The sequence below is a fragment of the Desulfofundulus sp. genome, from assembly GCF_049701015.1.
Classification (GTDB): domain Bacteria; phylum Bacillota; class Desulfotomaculia; order Desulfotomaculales; family Desulfovirgulaceae; genus Desulfofundulus.
The window spans coordinates 1-2,920 of sequence record NZ_JBNATZ010000289.1 but is presented as its reverse complement, the minus strand read 5'-3'; the positions used below and the strand labels follow the sequence as shown (position 1 = coordinate 2,920).

4 protein-coding genes are annotated in these 2,920 nt (G+C 57.6%); all 4 read right to left on the bottom strand.

All coding sequences use genetic code 11. The features are described 5' to 3' along the window. Window positions 1–366: prephenate dehydrogenase (locus tag ACPLUI_RS13360; protein WP_424660744.1), on the bottom strand; the 366-nt coding region annotated here is incomplete at its 3' end. Next, window positions 359–1,393 carry a 3-deoxy-7-phosphoheptulonate synthase gene (gene aroF / locus ACPLUI_RS13355; protein WP_424660743.1) on the bottom strand — a complete coding sequence of 345 codons (1,035 nt, stop codon included), beginning with the start codon at window positions 1,391–1,393 and terminating at the stop codon, window positions 359–361. The genes ACPLUI_RS13360 and aroF (ACPLUI_RS13355), both read right to left, overlap by 8 nt. 191 nt (window positions 1,394–1,584) lie before the next feature. Next, entirely contained in the window at window positions 1,585–2,436 is an 852-nt protein-coding gene (gene aroF, locus ACPLUI_RS13350; RefSeq protein ID WP_424660742.1) for a 3-deoxy-7-phosphoheptulonate synthase, read from the bottom strand. Beyond that, window positions 2,436–2,920, bottom strand: a 485-nt coding sequence (gene trpA, locus ACPLUI_RS13345) for a tryptophan synthase subunit alpha (protein ID WP_424660741.1), incomplete at its 5' end; no start/stop codon positions are given. The genes aroF (ACPLUI_RS13350) and trpA, both read right to left, overlap by 1 nt.

The window sequence follows — 2,920 nt, the reverse complement described above, 5'->3', positions numbered from 1 at the left end:
CATGGGGTGGCCTCCCACAAACCATGTTTTTGCAGGCATTATGCCTGCTGCCCGGGTACATATTTCTTCCTTGGTACTGCCCACATCCGTGACCACCGTCTCAGGCGAAAGATAAGATTTCAGGCGGTTCAGGACGGGCACGGTTTCTCCAACCGGGGTGGCCAGTATGACCAGTTCCGAGCCGGCGACCGCTTCTGCAGCATCAAACGAGGTTTCGTGTACAGCCCCTGATTCCCGGGCCAGGTAAAGGTTTTCCGGGTTTTTATCCACCCCTATCACCCTGCGGGCCAGCGACCGGCGGCGCAGGGCCAGGCCTAACGAACCGCCTATCAACCCCACGCCGATGATGGTCACGCGGTCAAACATCCGCAGTTCCCCCGGCCAGCTGGCGGTTTACCGCCCGGGCTACACGTTGCAACTCCCTCATCATCTGGGCGAAGTTTTCCGGAGTGAGGGACTGTGGGCCGTCACACAGGGCTTCCGCCGGGTTGGGGTGTACCTCTACCAGCAGGCCATCGGCACCGGCGGCAACTGCCGCCCGGGCCATAACGGGTACAAATCGCCATTTACCGATGCCATGACTGGGGTCTACCACTACAGGCAGGTGGCTCAAGTATTTGACTACAGGTACGGCGGTGAGATCCAGGGTGTTGCGGGTGTAGTTTTCAAAAGTACGGATGCCCCGCTCGCACAGGATAACCTTGTGGTTGCCTCCGGACATGATATATTCTGCTGCCATGAGCCATTCTTCAATGGTAGATGAAAGACCGCGTTTCAAAAGGACAGGTTTATCAAACCTGGCCACTTCCCGCAGGAGAAAGAAATTCTGCATGTTCCGGGCACCGATCTGTAAAATGTCCGCGTATTCCGCCACCAGGGGCAGGGTACGTGCATCCATCACTTCGGTGACTACTTTCAGCCCGGTGATTTCCCGGGCCTCAGCCAGAAGCTTTAACCCTTCCTCTTCCAGCCCTTGAAAGGAATATGGGGAAGTACGGGGTTTATAGGCACCTCCCCGTAAAATGGTAGCCCCGGCAGCCTTGACCTGCCGGGCTGCCTCCAGCAGCTGTTCCCGGCTCTCCACGGCACAGGGGCCGGCCATCACATGGATATCCTGCCCACCAATGGCCAGGTCCCCCACCATAATCACGCTGTCTTCAGGATGGAAGGCCCGGCTGGCCAGCTTGTATGGTTGAACCACCGGCATTACTTTTTCCACACCGGGCATGGCTTCCAGGGCCATGTCTCCCAGGCGGGTGCGGTCGCCAATGATCCCGATGATGGTCCGTTCGACCCCCCGGGAGAGGTGTATTTCAAAACCACTCTTTTGCAGCCGTGCTATCACCGCTTCTACCTGCTCAGCGGTTGCGCCCTGTTGCATGACGATAATCATCTTTTTAACCTCCCGTACTTCTGTACTACCACTATTTTACCCGCGAAACTGAAGAGGGCACCCTTTTAAGGAGGTGCCCGAAAGGTCAACCCGAACAAAGACCATCCCTCCCCTACCGTACTACCATCCTGCAACAATTTTATCTTAGCATATGCTACAATCGCTGGCAACGCTTTTATGACAACCGCCTCTTACAGCCTGCGGCCCAGGCTTTCAGCCAGAGGACGGAGTTCGGAGATCAGCCGTTCCAGTTGTGCGGGAAACAGGGACTGGGGACCATCGGAAAGGGCTTCTTCAGGACAGGGGTGGACTTCCAGCATCAGTCCGTCGGCTCCCGCTGCCACCGCCGCCCGGGCCACCGGAGCTACCAGGGAACGTCGTCCCGTGCCATGGCTGGGGTCCGCGATTACAGGCAGGTGGGAAAGCTCTTTAACAGCAGGAATGGCGTTTATATCAAGAGTGTTGCGCGTGTAGGTCTCGAAGGTACGTATGCCCCGTTCGCACAGGATAACTTTGTGGTTGCCCCCGGCCATAACATACTCGGCAGCCAGGAGCCACTCTTCAATGGTGGCGGCAAATCCTCGTTTAAGCAAAACGGGACAATCGAGCCTTCCGACTTCCCGCAGCAAGCCGAAGTTTTGCATGTTGCGGCTGCCGATTTGCAAAATATCACTGTATTTCAAAACCAGGTCCAGGTAACGGACGTCGGTGACCTCAGTAACTACGGGCAAACCGGTCAATTCCCGGGCACGGGCCAAAATCCGCAGGCCCTCTTCTCCCAGTCCCTGGAAGGAATAGGGGGAAGTGCGGGGTTTGAAAGCCCCTCCCCTCAAGATATGTACCCCCATGTCCTTGAGAGTCGAGGCCAGCGCCAGCATCTGTTCTTCACTCTCTACGGCACAGGGGCCAGCAATTATAACCACCTGACCATCCCCCAGGCGGCAGGTTTTTAGATCAATCACAGTGTTTTGCGGCCGGCGTTCCCGGCCAGCCAGTTCATAGGCAGGCAAGGTGCAAACCTCCTTAAACAACCCTTTGGACATCAGGCACACTTTTCGATAGCGTACTTGATATCCTTGACCAGGGCAGCTACCGCCGGTGCGGGATCACCCGTACCCGCCCGGGCCACCAGGTCGACGATGGCGCTGCCCACCACCATGGCATCACAGTACGGTGCTACCGCGGCAGCCTGCACCGGACCGGCAATGCCGAAACCGATGGCGCAGGGGAGCTTTATGTACCTCCGCACCTTCCCCATGAATTTCGCCAGGTCGGTGTGAATCTCCTCCCGGGCACCGGTTACTCCGGTAACCGAAACGCAGTAGACAAAGCCCCTGGCTGCCGAAGCCATGGCGGCCAGCCTTTTTTCAGTGGTGGTGGGAGCTACCAGGGGTATGAGGGCGAGCCCGTAGTGATCGGTATATCCCAGCAGTTCTTCGCTCTCTTCAAATGGCAGGTCGGGTACGATCAGACCGTCCACCCCGGCTCCGGCGGCGTCCCGGGCAAAATCTTCCAAACCATACTGAA